This is a genomic window from Pseudomonas sp. SL4(2022) (assembly GCF_026625725.1).
In the GTDB taxonomy this organism is placed as follows: domain Bacteria; phylum Pseudomonadota; class Gammaproteobacteria; order Pseudomonadales; family Pseudomonadaceae; genus Aquipseudomonas.
In genome coordinates, this window is sequence record NZ_CP113060.1 from 3893585 (window position 1) to 3911036 (window position 17452).

At 59.0% G+C, this 17452-nt stretch carries 13 protein-coding genes and 1 pseudogene; 6 read left to right on the top strand and 8 right to left on the bottom strand.

Annotated elements, in window-relative coordinates; genetic code table 11:
- Positions 1 to 87: 87 nt before the first annotated feature.
- The 4 genes from OU997_RS18410 to OU997_RS18425 all read right to left on the bottom strand — a co-directional run bounded on the left by OU997_RS18410 (position 88) and on the right by OU997_RS18425 (position 7098).
- A complete protein-coding gene (locus OU997_RS18410; protein WP_267807943.1) occupies positions 88 to 1491 on the bottom strand; it encodes an efflux transporter outer membrane subunit in 1404 nt (467 codons plus the stop codon).
- Positions 1488 to 4667 (bottom strand): efflux RND transporter permease subunit, encoded by a 3180-nt coding sequence (locus tag OU997_RS18415; protein WP_267807944.1) that lies wholly within the window; start codon positions 4665 to 4667, stop codon positions 1488 to 1490. The genes OU997_RS18410 and OU997_RS18415 overlap by 4 nt, the downstream gene beginning before the upstream one ends.
- 100 nt (positions 4668 to 4767) lie before the next feature.
- Positions 4768 to 6006, bottom strand: coding sequence for a multidrug efflux RND transporter periplasmic adaptor subunit MexE (mexE, locus tag OU997_RS18420; protein WP_267807946.1), 1239 nt, complete (start codon positions 6004 to 6006; stop codon positions 4768 to 4770).
- A 174-nt stretch (positions 6007 to 6180) separates the two neighbouring features.
- Positions 6181 to 7098 carry a LysR family transcriptional regulator gene (locus OU997_RS18425; RefSeq protein ID WP_267807948.1) on the bottom strand — a complete coding sequence of 306 codons (918 nt, stop codon included), beginning with the start codon at positions 7096 to 7098 and terminating at the stop codon, positions 6181 to 6183.
- A 261-nt stretch (positions 7099 to 7359) separates the two neighbouring features.
- Here OU997_RS18425 and OU997_RS18430 point away from each other — a divergent pair, with 261 nt between their 5' ends.
- On the top strand, positions 7360 to 8382 hold the full coding sequence (locus tag OU997_RS18430; protein WP_108488967.1) for a zinc-dependent alcohol dehydrogenase family protein: 1023 nt from the start codon (positions 7360 to 7362) through the stop codon (positions 8380 to 8382).
- A 216-nt stretch (positions 8383 to 8598) separates the two neighbouring features.
- Here the strand turns inward: OU997_RS18430 and OU997_RS18435 are convergent, their stop codons facing one another.
- Entirely contained in the window at positions 8599 to 9864 is a 1266-nt protein-coding gene (locus tag OU997_RS18435) for an XAC2610-related protein (protein ID WP_267807950.1), read from the bottom strand.
- A 431-nt stretch (positions 9865 to 10295) separates the two neighbouring features.
- On the opposite strand from OU997_RS18435, the gene OU997_RS18440 reads away from it, so the two are divergent.
- The 4 genes from OU997_RS18440 to OU997_RS18455 are packed head-to-tail and all read left to right on the top strand — an operon-like array spanning position 10296 to position 14469.
- Positions 10296 to 11117: a hypothetical protein gene (locus tag OU997_RS18440; protein ID WP_108485990.1), complete on the top strand. Its 822-nt coding sequence runs from the start codon at positions 10296 to 10298 to the stop codon at positions 11115 to 11117.
- The gene (locus OU997_RS18445; protein WP_267807951.1) at positions 11114 to 12001 is read left to right on the top strand and encodes a hypothetical protein; all 888 of its coding nucleotides are present in this window, start codon (positions 11114 to 11116) and stop codon (positions 11999 to 12001) included. The genes OU997_RS18440 and OU997_RS18445 overlap by 4 nt, the downstream gene beginning before the upstream one ends.
- 31 nt (positions 12002 to 12032) lie before the next feature.
- Positions 12033 to 13619, top strand: a complete 1587-nt coding sequence (locus tag OU997_RS18450) for an asparaginase domain-containing protein (protein WP_267807953.1) — start codon at positions 12033 to 12035, stop codon at positions 13617 to 13619.
- A gap of 31 nt (positions 13620 to 13650) precedes the next feature.
- Positions 13651 to 14469, top strand: a complete 819-nt coding sequence (locus OU997_RS18455; protein ID WP_108485993.1) for a hypothetical protein — start codon at positions 13651 to 13653, stop codon at positions 14467 to 14469.
- Between the two features lie 88 nt (positions 14470 to 14557).
- Here the strand turns inward: OU997_RS18455 and OU997_RS18460 are convergent, their stop codons facing one another.
- Together OU997_RS18460 and OU997_RS18465 are read right to left on the bottom strand one after the other, a co-directional pair.
- Positions 14558 to 15868 carry a HipA domain-containing protein gene (locus OU997_RS18460; protein WP_267807954.1) on the bottom strand — a complete coding sequence of 437 codons (1311 nt, stop codon included), beginning with the start codon at positions 15866 to 15868 and terminating at the stop codon, positions 14558 to 14560.
- A complete protein-coding gene (locus tag OU997_RS18465) occupies positions 15868 to 16197 on the bottom strand; it encodes a transcriptional regulator (RefSeq protein ID WP_267807956.1) in 330 nt (109 codons plus the stop codon). Before OU997_RS18465 ends, OU997_RS18460 begins: the two co-directional genes overlap by 1 nt.
- 298 nt (positions 16198 to 16495) lie before the next feature.
- On the opposite strand from OU997_RS18465, the pseudogene OU997_RS18470 reads away from it, so the two are divergent.
- Positions 16496 to 16681, top strand: a pseudogene (locus OU997_RS18470) (transposase); the annotation flags it as partial.
- A 147-nt stretch (positions 16682 to 16828) separates the two neighbouring features.
- On the opposite strand, the gene OU997_RS18475 reads toward OU997_RS18470, so the two are convergent.
- The gene (locus OU997_RS18475) at positions 16829 to 17452 is read right to left on the bottom strand and encodes a trimeric intracellular cation channel family protein (protein WP_108485997.1); all 624 of its coding nucleotides are present in this window, start codon (positions 17450 to 17452) and stop codon (positions 16829 to 16831) included.

Genomic DNA, 17452 nt, shown 5'->3' on the forward strand with positions numbered 1-17452 from the left:
AATAAAAAAGCCCCACAGCAAGGAGCAACTGCCGCGGGGCGGGAAAGGGTTGGCCAGGCCAACCTGGGGGGAGAGTCGTTGAGCGAGTCAGGCGTTAGGCTGCCACCCGCCGCCGAGGGCCTTGTAGATGGCGACGATGCCGCGATACAGCTCAACTTCCGCTTGGGCCTGAGCGTCTTCGGCGCTCAGGCGTTCACGTTCGGCGTCGAGCAGCACGAGGAAGTCCACTTCACCTTCGCGGTAGCGCACGCGGGCTTGCTCGGCAGCGGCGCGGCTGGCGTCGGATTGGCGCAGCAGGGCGAGCAGCCGTTGTTGGCGTTTGCCGTAGTCGCTAAAGGCGTTGGCGGATTCCTCCAGGGCCAGTAGCACCTGTTGTTCATAGTTGGCCAGCGCGCCATCGGCTTCGGCTTCAGCCCCGCGCAGGCGTGCACGTACGCTGCCCAGATCAAACGCCGCCCAGCTGATAGTCGGTGCCAGGCCCCAGGCATGCGCTGCTGATGAACCCAGCTGCGAGCCTCGCCCGGCGGTAAAGCCGAGGAAGCCGGACATACTCACCCGAGGAAACAGGTCCGCCGTCGCCACACCGATATTGGCAGTGGCAGCGGCCAGTTGCCGTTCGGCCGCGCGGATATCCGGGCGGCGGCGCAACAACTCGCCGGGGTCGCCCACCGGTAGCGCCTTGGCGATGGCGGGCAGGTCCTGGGCTGAGAGGTCCACGCTTAATTGATCCGGGCGTTGACCGAGCAGGGTGGCGATGCGGTGTTTAGCGCGCTGCTGTTCGGCCTGCAATTGCGGCAGGCTGGCTTCGGTGCCAGCCAGGCGCGCGTCGCTGCGCAGTACATCGAGCTGGCTACCGACGCCGGCTTCACGTAGCTGCTCGGTGATGGCGCGGGATTCCTGCTGGTTGCTCAGGTTGTCGCGGGCAATCCGTTCACGCAGTTGCGCGCCGCGCAGGCTGCCGTAAGCATCCACCAGCTCGGCGATCAGGCTGACCTGCAGCTGCTGATAATCCGCTTCGGCCACGTCCAGCTCGGCATCGCTGGCTTCCAGTTGACGCTGGATGCGGCCAAACAGGTCCAGTTCCCAGAGCATGTCCAGCCCCAGGTCATAACGCTCGCCGCGCACGCGCTGCTCGGTGACGCCGGGTTGCTGGGCTTTGCCGAATTCACCGCTGGCGCGGCTGGTGACGGTCGGCAACTGATCGTTGCCGAGGTCATCACGAATGGCCTGGGCCGCCCGCAGGCGAGCAAAAGCCACGCGCAGCTGGCGGTTTTCCTCGAGTGATTGTTGCACCAGTTGGTTGAGTACCGGGTCGTCGAACTGCTGCCACCAACTGACTTCGAAACGCGAACGATCGAAACTGACGCTTTGCGCGCTTTTCAGCTGGGCATCTGCGGTTTGCGGGGCCTGGTACTTCGGGCCGACGGCGCAGGCAGTCAGCGCCAGGGTCAACAGGCTGAGGGCCAGCGGCTTGGCATTAATGGACTTCATGCCTGCACCTCCTGCAGGCGCGCGGCTTTCTGCGCTTCGCGTTTCTCCACGAAGCCGCGAATCAGCACGTAGAACACCGGGGTCAGCAGCAGGCCGAAGAAGGTCACCCCGAGCATGCCGCTGAATACTGCGACGCCCATGGCATGGCGCATCTCGGCGCCAGCGCCGGATGACAACACCAAGGGCACCACGCCCATGATGAAGGCGAAACTGGTCATCAGAATCGGCCGCAGACGCAAGCGGCAGGCTTCCAGCACCGCGCTGACGCGGTCCATGCCTTCTTCCTGTTTCTCCTTGGCGAACTCGACGATGAGGATGGCGTTCTTACAGGCCAATCCCACCAGTACGATCAGACCGATCTGGGTGAAGATGTTGTTGTCGCCTCCAGCCAGGATCACCCCGGTGATGGCCGACAGCAGGGTCATCGGTACGATCAGGATCACCGCCAGCGGCAGGCTCCAGCTTTCGTACTGGGCAGCCAGTACCAGGAAAGCCAGCAGCACGCAGAGCGGGAAGACGAAGATCGCGCTGTTACCGGCCAGAATCTGCTGGTAGGTCAGGTCGGTCCATTCGAAGCTCATGCCGTTGGGCAGTTCTTCCTTGAGCAGTTTGGCCATCGCCGCTTCAGCCTGGCCGGAACTGTAGCCAGGGGCTGCTGCGCCATTGATTTCGGCAGTGAGGAAGCCGTTGTAATGCATCACCCGGTCCGGACCTGAACTGGCGCTGACTTTAAGGAACGCTGACAGCGGGACCATTTCGCCCCGGTTGTTGCGCACCTTGAGCTGGCCAATCTGCTCCGGCTCCAGGCGGAACTGTTGCTCGGCCTGCACGTTGACCTGGTAGGTCCGGCCAAAACGGTTGAAGTCGTTGGCGTACAACGAGCCCAGGTAGATCTGCATGGTGTCGAAGATGTCGCTGATCGCCACGCCGTGGGTCTTGGCTTTTTCGCGGTCGATGGCGGCATCGATCTGCGGCACATTCACCTGGTAGCTGGTGAACACCGACATCGGGTCCAGCTCCGGCAGCGCACGGGCCTTGGCGATGACGTTCTGGGTTTGCACGTACAGTTCGTCATAGCCCAGGTTGCCACGATCCTGCACCTGCAGGCGGAAGCCGCCGATAGTACCCAGGCCCTGCACCGGTGGTGGCGGGAAGATGGCGATATAGGCGTCCTGAATCTCGCTGAACTGGGCGTTCAGCTCGGCCGCAATCGCCGTGGCGCTCATCGACGGATCGCTGCGCTCATCAAAGGGCTTCAGCGGGGTGAAGACGATGCCGCTGTTCGGGCTGTTGGTGAAGCCGTTGATCGACAGGCCGGGGAAGGCCACGGTGTTTTCCACACCGGGGTGTTTGCCGGCGATTTCCGACATTTTCTTGATCACATCTTCGGTGCGGTCCAGGGTCGCGGCATCCGGCAGTTGGGCGAAGGCCACCAGGTACTGTTTGTCCTGCGCCGGGACGAAACCGCTCGGTGTGGTGGCAAAGCCCAGGTAGGTCAGCCCCATCAAACCGGCGTAGACGAACAGGGCGATGCCGCTGCCGCGCAAGACGCGTTTCACCGTACCGACATAACCGTGGCTGGCGCGGTCAAACAGACGGTTGAACGGGTTGAACAGCCAGCCGCCGAACAGTTTGTCGAGCACCTTGGAGAAGCGGTCCTTCGGCGCGTCGTGGCTTTTCAGCAGCACGGCCGCCAGGGCAGGGGACAGGGTCAGTGAGTTGAAGGCCGAGATCACTGTGGAAATGGCGATGGTCAGCGCAAACTGCTGGTAGAACTGTCCGGTAAGCCCGGAAATAAACGCCGTGGGAATAAACACCGCGCACAGCACCAAGGCCGTGGCCACGATCGGCCCGGTGACTTCCTTCATTGCCTGCTTGGTGGCCTCTACCGGGGTTTTGCCCAGGCCGATATTCCGTTCAACGTTTTCCACCACCACGATGGCGTCGTCCACCACGATACCGATGGCCAGCACCAGACCGAACAGCGACAACGCGTTGAGCGAGAAGCCGAACATGTGCATCACGGCGAAGGTGCCGATCAACGACACCGGCACGGCGGCCAGCGGGATGAACGACGCGCGCCAGGTTTGCAGGAACAGAATCACCACCAGCACCACCAGGATGATGGCCTCGAGCAGGGTATGCACCACCGCTTCAATGGAGCCACGCACGAAGATGGTCGGGTCATAGACGATTTCGTAGTCCACGCCCTGCGGGAAGTTCTGTTTCAACTCGGCCATGCGGGCGCGCACCGCATCGGAAATCTCGATGGCGTTGGAGCCGGGACGCTGGAACACCGGGATGGCAACCGCCGGCTTGTTGTTGAGCAAGGAGCGCAGGGCGTACTGGCTGGAACCCAGTTCAATGCGTGCGATGTCTTTCAAACGGGTGATTTCACCGTTTTCACCGGCGCGAATGATGATGTTCTCGAACTCTTCCTCGCTGACCAGACGGCCTTGGGTGTTGATCGACAGCTGGAAGCTGTTGCCAGCGTCAGAGGGCGGGGCACCGAGCGAGCCGGCCGCGACCTGGCGGTTCTGCTCACGAATGGCATTGACCACGTCACTGGCGGCCAGGCCCCGTGACGCGACCTTGTTCGGATCGAGCCACACGCGCAGCGAGTAGTTGCCCAGGCCGAACAGCTGCACATCACCCACGCCATCCAGGCGCGCCAACTCGTCCTTGACGTTGAGCGCAGCATAGTTGGACAGATACAGCATGTCGTAGCGGTCGTCCGGCGAGGTCAGGTGCACGACCATGGTCAGGTCGGGCGAAGCCTTGTCGACGGTCACGCCAAGGCGCTGCACTTCGGTGGGCAGGGTCGGCATGGTCCGGGTCACGCGGTTCTGCACCTGCACCTGGGCTTTGTCCAGATCGGTGCCGAGGGCGAAGGTCAGGGTCAGGGTCATCTTGCCGTCGGCCGTGCCCTGGGACGACATATAGAGCATGCCTTCCACCCCGGTGATCGCCTGTTCCAGCGGTGAGGCAACGGTTTCACCAATCACCTTGGGGTTGGCACCGGGGAAGGTGGCGCGCACCACCACGGTGGGCGGCACCACTTCCGGGTATTCGCTGATCGGCAACTGGAACAGCGAGATGGCTCCGCCAATCAGGATCAACAGTGATAGCACAGCGGCGAAAATCGGCCGCTGAATAAAGAATTGCGAGAAGTTCATCAGAAAGTCCTCGGACGCCGGTGCGCCAGGCCCTAACGGCCACGCGCGCCCTACGAATCAGGTTGTCGGGTAGGGGGCGCAGTGCGCCCCAGGCGTCATGTCAGCCGCGAGGCTTGCCGTTGTGGGTGTCCTGTTTGGCGACCCGTGGCGCATCGCGCTCATCGACTGACTGACGCAAGCGCAGCAGTTGGACGAGGGTGGCCTCGTCGGCCATCGGCACGCTCTGCGGATCAACCGTGGAACCGGGGAAGGCACGTTGCAGGCCGTTGACCACGATTTTCTCGCCCTTGGCCAAGCCCTGACGCACGATACGCAGGCCTTCCAGTTTCGGTCCCAGTTCAATGGCGCGGTATTGCACGGCGTTGTCCTTGTCGAGCACCAAAACGAACTTCTTGCCCAGGTCAGTGCCGACCGCTTCATCCTTGATCAGCGCGGCCGCGTACTGACCGCTGCCAACCAGCTTCAGACGTGCGTACAGGCCCGGCGTGAAGCGGCCATCACGGTTATCGAACACCGCACGGCCACGGATGGTGCCGGTCTGCGGGTTAACCTGGTTGTCGAGAAAATCCAGTTCACCCAGGTGCGGGTGGCCGTCTTCGCTGGACAGGCCCAGGTACACCGGGCTGGCATCACGCGCCTGACCGCCGACCAGACGCGCCAGTTCGACGTATTTGAGGAATACGCGCTCATCGGCATCAAAGTAGGCGTACACCTTGTCGGTGCTGACCAGCGTGGTCAGCAGGCTCTGACCGGCATTCACCAGGTTGCCTTCGGTGATTTCCGCGCGGCTGACGCGGCCATCAATTGGCGCGGTAACGCGGGTGAAGCTCAGGTTAAGACGGGCGTTATCCAGTTCCGCCTGGATGCCGGCCAGCGCCGCTTTGGCTTCTGCCGCGGCGCTGGCGCGGGCATCAGCCAGTTCGGCAGAGATGGCGTTGCTCTGGCGCAGGCGCTCGCCGCGATTAGCTTCACTTTGCGTGCGCGCCTGGCTGGCACGGGCCTGTTGCAGCTGAGCTTCGAAACGCTTGACTTCGGCCTGGAACGGCCGCGGATCGATCTGGAACAGCAGGTCACCTTTCTTCACCAGGCTGCCTTCGGCAAAGGCAACGCGATCAACGAAACCGGATACACGTGGACGGATCTCGACCGATTCAGGCGCTTCCAGGCGCCCGGTGAATTCATCCCATTCGTTGATCGGTTGTTCGATGACTTCTGCCACGCTGACTTTTGCGGCCGGCATCTGCTGTGCGGTTTCCGGTGATTTTCCGCATGCACTCAAGACCAGCACTGCGGCAAGGGCCAAGGGGAAATGCCAGCGATTGTTATTGGACTGTTCCATGTGTGTATCCGCCCGAGGGTGTTGTGATGGGGCGGAGTCTGCTGCGCGCTCTGGCGTGGAACGAATCGAATGCCGCGAAGGTGACTATCATCGTGAATGATGATGAAGGGGCTTTTATCGATTTCAACTATGTGAACAAAGTGCCCTGAACGCACCGTTGCTCCGGTGCTAGGTTTACTCCAGGCTGTCCGGATCACCGCAGAACATCTGGATGCGCGAACGCAGCCAACGCTCCGCTGGGTCGTTGTCCTGTGCGCCACGCCAGGCCATGTGCAGCTCGAAAGTCTGCGTCGGCAGGGGCAGTTCTTCGGCGCGGACTCCGCCCGCAGAGGTCAGGGCGGCTGCGGTGTAATCCGGCACGGTGGCCAGAATATCGGTGCCGGCCAGCAGGGTACCCAGGCCGTTGAACTGGGGCAGGGCGAGTACCACGCGACGCTTACGCCCCTGTTTTTCCAGTTCGGTATCGATAAAGCCACCCAGATCGCCGGCAAAGGACACCAGCGCGTGCGGCCTGGCACAGAAATCATCCAGGCTCAGTGCACCAGGCGCGGTATCGGCACGTAGCAGTTTCGGTTTACTACGGCGCAACACCTTGCGCTTGGCGTTGGCCGGCAACTCTTCGGTGTAAGCAACGCCCACGGAAATTTCCCCGGAGGCCAGCAAGGCCGGCATCAGCAGGTAGTTGGTGCGGCGAACCACCAGCACCACGCCCGGGGCTTCGGCGCGTAAGCGCTTGATCAGCGGCGGTAAGAGACCGAATTCGACGTCATCCGACAGGCCGATGCGAAAGACCGCAGTGCTGGTGGCTGGGTGAAAATCAGCCGCACGACTGACCGCCGTAGAAATCGAATCCAGCGCCGGCGAGAGCAGGGCGGCAATCTCCATGGCGCGGGCGGTAGGCTCCATGCTGCGACCGGTGCGCACGAACAGCGGGTCATCGAACAGGCTGCGCAAACGGGCGAGGGCCGCACTGATGGCCGGCTGGCCCAGAAACAGTTTTTCCGCCGCACGGGTCACGCTACGTTCATGCATCAGCGTTTCAAAGACGATCAGCAGGTTGAGATCGACGCGGCGAAGATCGTTACGGTTCATCCGGTGTCCATTCTGGAGTGGCTGCGGTTTTGCGCGCGAATCAGGCTAATGCCGAATGCTGTTGCCAGGCAATATGCACGGCGAAATGATGTGTGCGTGACTCATCATCATCGACAAGCATGGTGAATATCAGCCCTGAGCGGTGGAATTGCTGGCAAAGCCCGGATAAAGTCCGTGGCCATAAGAGGTCGCCATCGCTGTATCGCGCAGAGATGCTGAACAGTTGCCGCGACCTGAATGGGTCAACCGAAGAGGTTTGCGATGTCCCGCATAGTGCGTTTCCACGAGTTTGGTGAGGCCGATGTCCTCAAGATCGAAGAGCGTCAAGCCCCGGCGCCCGCCGCTGGTGAAGTGCTGGTCGGTGTTGAAGCTGTAGGTGTCAGCTGGTACGACGTGCTCTGGCGGCAGAATCTGGGCAATACCCCAACGCAATTGCCGGCAGGCCTGGGCCACGAACTGGCCGGCGTGGTGCTGGCCCTCGGCGATGGCGTGACTGATTTGACTGTGGGTGATCGAGTAGCGAGCTTCCCGGGGCACAGCGCCAACCGTTATCCCAGTTACGCCGAGCATGTGGTATTGCCACGCAGTTCCTTGGCGCGTTACCCGGAGAACCTGACCGCTCAACAGGCCGCCGTGCACTATCTACCATCGATGGTCGGCTGGTTCGGTTTCAGCGAACTGGCGCGTTTGCAGCCCGGTGAAACCGTGCTGGTAACGGCCGCAAGCCGCTGTTGGGGCCCGTACATCGTGCAGATGGGCAAAGCCTTGGGCGCAACAGTCATTGCGGCGACAGCCTTTGCCGAGGACCGTGACTTTCTCAAGCAGCTGGGCGCGGATCACATCATCCTCACTGAGGAACAGGATCTGGTTAGCCGCGTCAGCAAGCTGACCGATGGCCGTGGTGTGAATGTGGTGATGGATGCGCTTGGCGGCCCGCAGATGTGCCTGCTGGGCGACGCCATCGCGCCGCGCGGTCGGCTGATCTTGTTCGATCTGCAAGGCGGCAATGAAACGCCATTCCCAGCTTGTGCGGCGTTCCAGAAGAACATTCAATTCTTCGTGCATTGCATCGGTAATTTCACTGGCAAGGAAGAGCTGAATATTCCGCAGGATTCAGTTGCCGTTGCCAAGGCTGTGCAAGGCATCAATCAGCTGACAGCAGATGGTTTACTCAAACCGCTGATCGACAAGGTTTACAGTTTCGACGATGTAGTCGAAGCGCATCGTTACATGGAAACCTGCCCAAGCCGTGGCCGCGTGTTGCTGGATCTTGGCCTGCATTAAACATAACTCTCATTATGCGAAGCCAAAATCAGGGCGAGTGCAGTGAATCCTGAAGTGTCTGGACTCACTGCAGAAATCCATCGGTTCGCATAATGTATATTATGTTAAATGAATGCCGTTTCAGAAGTGTTGCAATCGAGGGCGTTACCGCAACGTCGAGCAGCCTGCCGATGTTGCGGTAACGAGATCGTGCTACGCCCAACTGCGCAGACGTAACTATTCCTGCCGCGGGCTCTGCTCTCTGCACATATCAGGATTCTCACTGAGCACTACGCGCTTGATACGCCCACTGTCGAAGAACGGCACCTCGGGACAAAAGCGTTGGCCTTTAGACGTCTCTGTTTGTTTCCAGGCTATTTCTTCCGTTCGCAAAAGGGTCGATTTCTGTCCGTTCTGGCTGGGCTGCCAGATGTCGATATAGGTTCGCTCGTAGTGAGCACCACTATCGATGTCGCAGGACTTCGGATCGATCTGACGCAGTTTCAACGAACCATCACTTACCTGTTCAACCCGACTGGCGAACTCGATATTACCGTCAATGTAGCTGGGCATGATGTAGCAACTGCGTCGCTCGGTTCCGCTCATCAGCGGAAGCAAGTAACTGCTCTGGGAGTCGATTTCCTCAAGGTCGCCATCTGTCCAGCGATAGGTTGAAACGCCGTGCTCGCAGCAACTGGCTCGCCAGTAGGAGTAGACGACGCGATGAACAGGGTCGAACTCGGCCGAACTGATGTCCTGTAACCCTGCGGGCGCATCGACGAAGCGGCCCGTGGCCACATCGTACAGCCATGTCTGATGCGGAATGTTTGGTCCCGCAGGGAGAAACATGGCGAGACTTAGGTCAGGCCAACCATCGAAGTTCGCGTCAATGAGATCGGGCGTGAAAATGCTGCAAGTTCCTTGGGACTCAGTCTCCAGGGTCTGGATTAATGCGCCATCCTTATAGAGGCGTATAGCTGAGACCAGCGGCGGTGTGGGGCAACCAGCGCCCTCTTCTTCCGGCAAAGCATCGGCTAGCAACCGCATCTCATAGGGGAAGCGTTTCTCCAGATCGTCCTGGTTCGGGCTTAAGGCCAGTGGAAGCTCACGCTTACCATTGGGCGAGGTCCAAGTGCCGGTAATACCGTTATCAAAAGACTCGATACGCCAGGTGCCTGTATCAGCGGCGCCATTACCGCTGTCTCGCTCGGTCAGCACGGCGCCCTCGCCTCGCATCTGGCCACTCAGTACAAGCTGCCTGCGCGTCTCGGCCCGACAGGGCTGATAGCAGTAGCTGCCCGAAAGGCTATCGGCAGAGCGGTTCAGCGCGACCTCTACCTGCTTGCTCCCCAAGTTACCCACCCAGCTGCGACGCCAAACGGGGAACTCCACGGTACTGGCAGAGGATTGAGCTGCGCTGAGCGGCAACGCCGGAAGCCACAACATCGCCAAGATGAGTTGTAAACCGATGAGAAAACTGCGGGGACCACGGTGCGCGCGCATGTAACTTCCTTGTCCTGTGAAAAAGCCGTAGCAGTCGATTATGCCCTTCCATCCACCCTACGGGCATTCTCATACTTCAGGATATCTAGGCAAATGGTCCCGCCAATTGAAGCTGACCGACGTGTGAAAGGCAGGTACTGAACAGCCCTTTATATTCCAAGACACCTCCAATTCTCATGTGGTGCCTCATCAACTTGGCCCTTGGCATCCGGTCAGACTGGACTACGCTCAGTAAACCTTGAAAAGGAATTCGAGCGATGTCACCCATGCGCAAGGCCGCGCCTCTGTTTCGCGATCACTTTTGGCGGTTCTGCACCGCCAAAGCTGTTTCAGTCGTAAGAAATCACCCCTGGCGCTTTATCGGCTCACCCTATGCGTGAGACCGATTGCGCGCGCTCGTCTCTATCTCGTAAACAGGAAAGGAACTCCCTATGTGCACCATCGGAACCGTCTTTGACGGCGGCAGCATCCACACCTTCAAACAGTGCGACCTGATCCCCATTACCACCTTCAACTTGCCGGATGTGCGGACTGGCAGTAATGGCGTAAATAGCTACATTGCCATGACCCGCCAGGGCAGCGCAGGGATCTGGGCAGGGGTCAACGATCATGGCGTGGCGTTTGTCGCCGCCGACACCTACACCACCACTGCGGCCAACTATTACGCCAGCAGTGCCCAAGCCGAGGCTCTGTTTGCCGCTTACGAGGCCAGCATCAGCAGCCATACCAGCGCCATCGAGGCGGCGCAAAGCCTGATTGATTTCTATCGCAACACAGGCTGCAAGACGCCATTTCCGGCACCGGACATTTCTTTGATCAGCGGCTGGGCAGATCCCCAGAAGACGCAGCCGATCAGCATTCTGATCGAGTACATGCCCAACCCGTTTAACCAGGACCCGGTGCGGCTGATCAAGCGAACGGGAGGGTTCTTCGTTTCAACCAACAATTTTCGCTTACAGCCCAATGCTGTGGACTACGCGGCCAATCACAGCACCTACCTGCGCCTGCAGCGCGCCGAAACCATTCTGCAAATCGACCCCAGCCATCAGGGTATCAAGACCCTGCTCAGTGACCAGTACTACGGAGAAACAGAGCTGTCGATTTGCCGTGAAACCGACTATCTGGGCATCGAATTTCATACTCAGGCCACCGCGCTGTTCAGTGCCAGTGCCGGCAGCGCGCAGTGTGAGTACCAGATCAACGGCAACCCGAAGACCAACCCCCTCAGCCTGTTTCCGGAGATCCTGTCATGAGCCCCATCGACATCAGCCTCAAGCTCGCCGACCAATCACCTATCGCCCCGCCCGCGCAAGGGTTCTTCTATGTCGACCAGGGCAACTACCAAACCTTCGTGCTGGCCGACACCCCGCTGACGGCCTACTCCGACAGTGCCACCTCCTGCATCATCACTGCCGTAGTCAGCAACTTTGATAGCCACAACAGCCTGACCCTGGCCCACCTCGACAGCCCGGCCTGCATCGACGCCTTCTTCGACCTGATAGCCGCCCAGCCCACCAATAGCTGGCAACTCTTTGCACAAGGTGCCAACCCACCTGACAACAGCACCGCACAGGCCAATGCCAGCCAATTGCAAGCCCGCATCGACCAACTCGGCAGCCGTGTTGTGCAGTGCGAACTGGCGCTCTTGCAAGGTGACCCTCGGCAGGACAATCGTGGGGATTTCGGCGTGACTTACTCCGGTGATGGCTGCGCCGTGGCCACCAATCAGCCCTACGACCTGCAGCTGTACCAGCGTGATCCAACCTGCGGCGGGCAAACGGTGTACTGCATCATGCGTCGCCAGGAGCAGCCGCCCGTGCAGATTCGTGACGCCGGCCAGCCCTTTACCCATGCTGAACTGGTCGAATTGGCAGAAATCGCCTTGCAGTTCCGCAAAGACCCGCAAGACCCCAGCACGGCGTTCAGCAACATCGTCAACCAGCAAAGCGAAGAAATCCGGCAGAACTGGTCGACCACCCCGGCTTATGAGGCCCCCTGGTTCTCCGACCAACTCAAGCTCGGTGCTGCCTTCGCCATCGCCATGGCCCCCGTGGTCAGTCTCAGCGCCCAGCACCTGAAGCGAACTACTGCACCCAGTTTCGTACGGCTGCGCCAGGTTCTGCTGACCCAACGTTAAGCCACAACCGAGACTTGCTAGGAGGCACCCTATGCGTATCGCGATTATCAATACCGGCGGGACTATCAGCTGCGTCGGCAACCCGCTTGCACCGATGAGCGCCACGGCCTTTGCAGCGGCCAGTGAGCAGTTGCTCAACCCAATCCTGCAGCAGCAATTCCCTGACCTCAGCATCGACTATCTGACCCAGATCAGTTTCCCCGAGTCGGCCAGCAAAACCCTGGACAGTACCAATCTGCAACCCACCGATTGGTGCATCATGGCCCAGGGTATCTTGAACAATTACGCCGCCTACGACGGCTTCGTCATTCTCCACGGTACCGATAGCATGGACTTCTCGGGTGCCGCGCTGGCGTTTCTGCTCAACAGCTTCGACGCCAATGGCTATGCAACCGCTGTGCTGAACAAGCCGGTGGTCATAACCGGCTCGCAGGTGCCGCTGTATTACCAGGCCAGCAGCGGCCAAGCGTTAAGCCTGAACTTCAATACCGACGCTTATCAGAACCTCTGCGGTGCAGTCACGGCCGCACAAAGTGGTATTGCCGAGGTGGGCGTGTATTTTCACAACCACCTCTACCGTGGCAACCGCGTGGTTAAAACCAACGCGAGCCAGTTCGACGCTTTCTCATCTCCCAACTACCCTGCACTGGCCGAATATGGCATCAATCTGACGCTCAACAACGCAGCCTGCCTACCCGGCCCCGTGCACGCTAGCCTAAGCTTGGAGAACCCAAGCGTACTGGCCGGCCAGCAAAACCAGCTCAACCAAATAACGGCCTGCATCAGTAATTTTCCGATTGTTCAGTTGAACGCGTTCCCCGCGCCTTACAGCATCTCACCACCCAGCGCCTTTCTCGCCACCCTGATAAACGCTGTGGTTACGGCCGGGGCACGCGGCATTATTCTGGAGTCCTATGGCGAAGGTAATTTCCCCTCCGGCAATCCGGACACACCCAGCTCAGGGGCCATCTATCAAGCGTTGAGCCAGGCCAACCAGAGCGGCGTCAATCTGGTCGATTGCACCCAGGTCTTGGCAGGTACAGTGAACAACAGCGCCTATGCCTCCGGCGCCTGGCTGCCCCAGGTGGGCGCCCTAGCGCCAGCGGACATGACGCCCATGGCCGCCCTCGCCAAGTTGATGATTCTGATGGCTACCGCCGCTACCAACGGCTGGACACGCCAGCAGGTGCAGACCCTGCTGCAAACCAACCTGGCTGGCGAAATGCTGAGCGTCAATTACCTCGACAGCCGGATCAACGCCGAACTGCTACCCAACCAGAGCATCAGCGCCCTGGATGGCAGCGCCAGCCTGACTAACACCCCAGACCAAGGTCCGGTACTGCTAGCCAGCGGCCAGGACACGCCGCTGTGGCGCCTACCCATTACCTTACAGGCGGGGGATTTGCCGGGTCGCCTGCGCATGCAGGATGACGGCAACTTAGTGTTCTACAACCGCAACAATCAGGCCATCTGGGCCAGCGATACCGGCCAGTTCGGTGGCGCGTCTTCACGGCTGGTTATCAGCGGCCATTACGCGAGTTCTGCGCCAAGTAACAGCCTATCCATGCAGGTCTACAACTACTCCAGCATGGTCAGCGCCAACCAGCTCTACCCTTAGTCCCAACACACCCAGCGAAAAGGAATACGCCATGAACAGCTCAGCACGCCCCTTCAAATTCAGCGGTGTTATTGCGCCCCATGACTTCTTTCACCAAACCACCCGCGCCCCAGCGCTAGGCGCGGTACCGGACGAGCACTACTTAGCCCCTACGGTTATAACGGTACAAATCAGCGTGCCTGAACAGAAGACCATTGGCGTACCCCAATACTCGGCCACCGTATACGGAGAGGCTGCCGGTCGCTACGACCCCGCAGGAGACTGCCAGGGCAACTTCATGTCTTTCCGTTTCCAGCCCAATAACAACTGTTATGCCTACGGCTGCAACATCACACCAAACACCTTTCCTCAGCCAGGACGGCAGAGTGGCTACCTGCTCACCGCCGCAAACTTTCAACAGCCCTTCTCCGATCTGGGAGCTCTGGTCAGCAGCTACGCAGTCAAGGACGGGCTGGAATTGGTCGGCACCAGCCTCGAAGAGCTGTTTGCATTCAAATCCAGCAAGCAGGGCACTAACCCACAACCGCCAGGCAGCTTGGGGGCCGGCTACCTCGGCGGGCACTTTGTAGCGCTGATGGTCTCGACGGCAGGTGATGCCAACTGGCCAGGCGACTACCACTGGGCGCGCTGTGACAACTCGTCCGGTGCTTGCGACAGCTGGTCACAGAAAGACGGTTCAGACCAGGTGACCAACTTTGACTTTGCCGGCAACCCGATCAGTAACCCCATGACGGCCAATTGGCAAGTCAACCAGGGGCCGGTCTCCAGCACTGATAGCCGTGAGCTGTTGGTGGAGTACGGCTTTTACTGCTTTATGTTTGTCCCAGAAACCGGTGTAAATATTATTTAATTCAACACCGATGGTAAAAAGCCCAGTGGCCAAAGGTCGCTGGGCCATTTCCGGCCTGCTCTCAGTTCCTGTGATGACAATGCAGGCCTTAAAAGCCCCAGCTCAACTGAGCCGTCATCTCGTTGATGACGATCGCATTAATGCTCCTCAACAGCCGGACTTCGCCCGCTAATGTGGCCTTAAGCTCTTGCCTGTCCTGCAACAGCTCTGCATTTTGTTGAATCACCTCTTCCAGCAGCTTTGGTGCTTCTATGCGCACACTGTCTACAAGTTTCCGAATGTTGTCCCGGGCTGTTGTTGGCTTGATCCCCATGGCTTCGCCAGCGCTTACCAGTAACGGCGTAGTGATCTCTACTAAGCGCTGAGTGCCATTAATTGGCCACGCCATAGTGGTTTGGCCTGGCCACTGATCTCGGTCATACGCCCGTGTGCCGTATACGGCCGTGCACAGCAAGTCGTAGAAGGGAGATAGATGCACGCCCTTGCCGGACATCAAGAAGCTGAGGTTTTTCAGATGTGCGTCCTCATTACCTACGAGGACATTGAAGATCAGCCACTGAAATAGGCGCAACCGGGCCAGCGCTGCTGGCCGACACTGATTGGCCAGATCTGCAATGCGTTCAACACTGCCGGCGCTGTATTTGAACTCCCTGGACAGACCATTCAACTGGCACGCGTCGATACAGTGGAGACGGGTCCAATCATGCTCATTTTCGGCGCGGTCAAACCGCTCAATCAAATAGACCGGTTGCGGCACATATAAGCGGTACACCCTTGGTACAGGCAACCCGATACGATCAGCCAGTTTCATCACATACCACTCGTTGATCACGGAGTGCGGCCATGCATCGCCGGGATGGTCGGGCTTGAGTATGTGAGTCGACGGCTCGCTGCCGGTTGGCTCAAATAGCTGGCCATCTCTGTAGATGATCGCCACCTTATGCTGAGCACCTGCCAGGGACATTTTCTTGGCAGCTTGCTCGGCCAAGGGAATCTTCGGCATTGCCAAAATGCGCTCTGACAGTTCAGCATCGGGCAATACCTGCTTGCTACCTGGTTCTGGCGCTTGCCCAGGCGGAAGCAAAGTGAGAGAGCCGGCAGACTCCGCGCCGAAATGCTGCAGCAAGGCGAAAGCATCCTCAATCGCCGCGCCAGCAGCCATAGCGATTAACTGCCGCTGCCCCTCTTCCGGCAACAGATTGTCGAAATACCACTGCACAGGGCGAGTGGTAGCACCATCGAAGTGTTCCGCGGCTTGTAGGGGTAGCAATGGACACAATGCATGCGCCAAAGGATCGACCAACCACTGCCCGCTGTAGCAAAAGGCCCATAGGCCATTGCTCTCGCGCAGGACGCCCACCTGGGTCTGGTTAATCCAGACGTTGAGCAATCGTTCCATTAGTTAGCCTTGCTCGTTGATGCAGGATTCTTAGAGGCAGACACCTTGTTTTGTTTGGCCAACTTCTTGTTTACCGTGTCAGCGAGCAGCGCCCTGATAGCGTCGCAATAGGGTTCTGGCACCTCAATGGTCACGTTAAGGCCGAGCTCCTGCATGACTTGGAACAGCTTGCCCCACTGCACTGTTTCTCCGCCGCGCTCAACCTTCCCCAAAAAGTTCTCGGACACGCCAATGATGCCAGCCGCGTCGTCTTGACGGATTTGCATGGCCTTGCGACTTGCTCGAATGAGCGCCCCCACTTGCCCAGGGGATTCGATGCCGATTTTCATTTGAAAAGCCTCATGACCTTGCTGATTTTTTGCGCAGCGCAGAGAGAAAATCACAATTCCACACGAATGTGAGGATTTTAGCTAACAAGGCGGCATGTTTCAATAATTCCTCATGATCGTGAGGTTTTTTAAGATCAGGGAATGGTTAAGACTAAGAATCCACACGATTGTGCTGAAAAATCAAGAGCTTGCGCGCTTCGCTTGGGGGCGGTGTGTGTTGTGGCTCACGACTCTGGACACCCCGATAGGGCGTTAAGCTTCGCCCAGCAATGAGGTGTTTACGTGACCAGAAGATCTATTCAGTACAGATTTCAACCTCGAAGCAGCCGGCCTGGTTCTAGATCAGGGCTATTCAATTCCCGAAGCCTGCAAGTCGATGGGCGTAGGTCCAACGGCGTTACGTCGATGGGTGGAGCAGTTACGCGGTGAGCGTGGCGGCACAACATCGACACGCAGCAAGGCCATGACTCCCGAGCAAAAGCGCAATAGAGCCCATGAACCCTAGCATTCACAGGGTATCTGAGCTGGAGAGCAACGCAACACCATGCGAAACGACCTTCACTTTAACTATATGGATCGTGAGGGCTGCAACATAATTTAATCCCTGCTGCAGTCCTCCGCTGACTTGCGTTCAGTCACGATCCAATAAATGAAAACTGGGTAACGCTATATGCCAGCGAATGGCCGCCAGACGAATTAGCAGCACGCTCAACATCGCTACGACGGTATCCAGCCAGTGCGGTGTATCCAGCGTGCGCATAGCGATAAATACCAGAGCGCCGGCAATACACGCAGTGGCGTAAATTTCCTTCTGGAAGATCAGCGGGATTTCATTGCAGATCACATCACGCATCACCCCCCCGGCGACCCCGGTCATCACCCCCATGATCACGGCTGTGCTATGTGGCACGTTGTGCTGCATGGCGACTTCAGTGCCAATAACGGTAAACACCGCCAGGCCGAAAGCATCGGCCAATAACAGGCCTTTCTCGTGAATTGGCTGCGTCAGTCGTACCCAGACCACGGTACCAACAGCTGCCAGTGAGGCGACGACGATATACAGATCGTTGCGAATCCAACTGACCGGATGGTTGTCCAGAATCACATCACGCAGCGTGCCACCGCCTAGCGCGGTGACAATGGCAATTACCAATACACCGAATAGATCCATGGACTTGCGTCCGGCCATCAGTGCACCGGTGATGGCAAAGACCGCGACGCCAAACAGATCGGCCAGATAGAACAGTTGCGCCAT